Source organism: Kitasatospora sp. NPDC056531 (assembly GCF_042794375.1).
In the GTDB taxonomy this organism is placed as follows: Bacteria; Actinomycetota; Actinomycetes; order Streptomycetales; family Streptomycetaceae; genus Kitasatospora.
In genome coordinates, this window is record NZ_JBHTTU010000335.1 from 1 (window position 1) to 1,656 (window position 1,656).

Consider the following 1,656-nt stretch of genomic DNA (forward strand, 5'->3'; position numbering starts at 1 on the left):
ATCCGCCGCTACATCATCTGGCGAAACCGCCATGCCGACGACCGGCGCCTACGCGCCATCGTCGACAGGGCGAACGTTGCCTGATGCGGCACTAGTACTGGAAGAGTACTTCCGGATTGTTCGGCGAGGGGCCGTCCAGCAGCGGACGGTGGATCCTCTTCAGCGTCTGGTCGAAGAACGCTGTCACGTACTCGCGGGTGATCTCCACCCCGCGTTCCGCGGGGAGGGGCCGCGGCGGGAACCCGGCCTCGTCCTGGAGCACTTCCAGGTCGGCGAAGCCGAAGTGGTCGGCGCCGGTGACCGTCAGCCACTTCTTGTAGCCGCTGAGGGCGGCCCAGTCCGGCTCCCACTCGCCGCCGGCCAAGTGGTTGGAGGCGGCCACGCCCAGCATGAGGAACGGCCGGTTGATCTGGCCGGGCTTCAGGTCCGGTTGGAAGGAGCCGTCCATGTTCACTCCGGCCCGTACTCGCGGGTCGGCGGTCATCGTGGCGGCAGTCGCCGCTCCGCCGAGGGAGTGTCCGGCCATGCCGATCCTGTGCTTGTCGATGAGGTGCGCCAGGCGCCAGGCGGAATTGCCGTGCGTCAACTGGTCGATCACGAAGGACAAGTCCCGCGCACGGCTGGCGGTGACGGCCTTGAAGTCGAGCCCCGGCGGGGCATCGCAGATCACGCACGCCAGCGTCTCGCCGTTGTCCTCGTAGGTGTGGCCGACGAGCGCGACCACGTAGCCGTGACTCGCCAGCTCGGTCGCGAGCGAGGTGAGCGTCATGCGCGGGTTCTCGTACGCGGGTGAGAGGACCACCAGCGGATGCTTGCCGTGCTGCGGCCGCGCGCCGTCGAAGGCGTGAGTGGCGACGTTGGAAAGGCTCTGCGGGGTGATGCCGGAGCTCACCGGCACCTTCTGGCGCTGGAGGACTCCGGCTGCCTCGCCGAGGGTCATGTAAGGGGCCGGAGTCCCGGTCCCGGGGACGGCCGGGTAGACCATCGTGACGGCCAGTTGGCGGGGGCCGGATGACGGCACCCACGGGTCAAGACGGCTCGCGTCGGTGAGGTGGATGACTTCCTCGCCGGCGGCGTAGGGGCCGGTCGGCGCGGGGAGCGTGCCCTGGAAGGACCGCGTGGGCGCGGCGGCAGCTGTGGCGGTGGTCGCGTGCACGGTGGACGGCAAGGTGGTGGCGGCGAGTCCGGTGCCGGTCGCGGCCACTGATGCGGCGAGAGCCAGGATTGCGACAGCGCTGATACGGCGCTTGCGGTTCGAGGTGGTGTTCACGGGAACGATCCTGCCCGGCCCCGCCCTGACACTCGATCACACTGGTTTCCGTCTTGAGGGTGGTGCTGGCTACACCCTGAGATCCCGAGCGGCGCGAGGTTCCCATCACGGGCATCGTCGAGCGCCACCTTCGTCTTGGCATACGACGAACACGACGCCAAGCCCTACCGCTGGACCTACGACGGCAGCCCACTCCAAGCCGCATGAACCCCCGAAGGATCAACGCGGCGTTGCACTAGTGTCCTGCGCCGGAAGTGGCGATCATAAGTATCTAGTTTGTTTCGGTGCCGATCGGGTTGATCTTGGCGAGGTAGTCGGCAAGGGACTTGAGGATCTCGTCGGCGGTCTTCGTCCAGGTGAAGGGCCGTGGGTTCTCGTTCCAGGCG

General features: G+C 67.8%; 1 protein-coding gene. It reads right to left on the bottom strand.

Annotated elements, in window-relative coordinates; genetic code table 11:
* Nucleotides 1-91: 91 nt before the first annotated feature.
* A complete protein-coding gene (locus ACFQ87_RS46205) occupies nucleotides 92-1,270 on the bottom strand; it encodes an alpha/beta hydrolase family protein (protein ID WP_380617044.1) in 1,179 nt (392 codons plus the stop codon).
* Nucleotides 1,271-1,656: the final 386 nt, after the last annotated feature.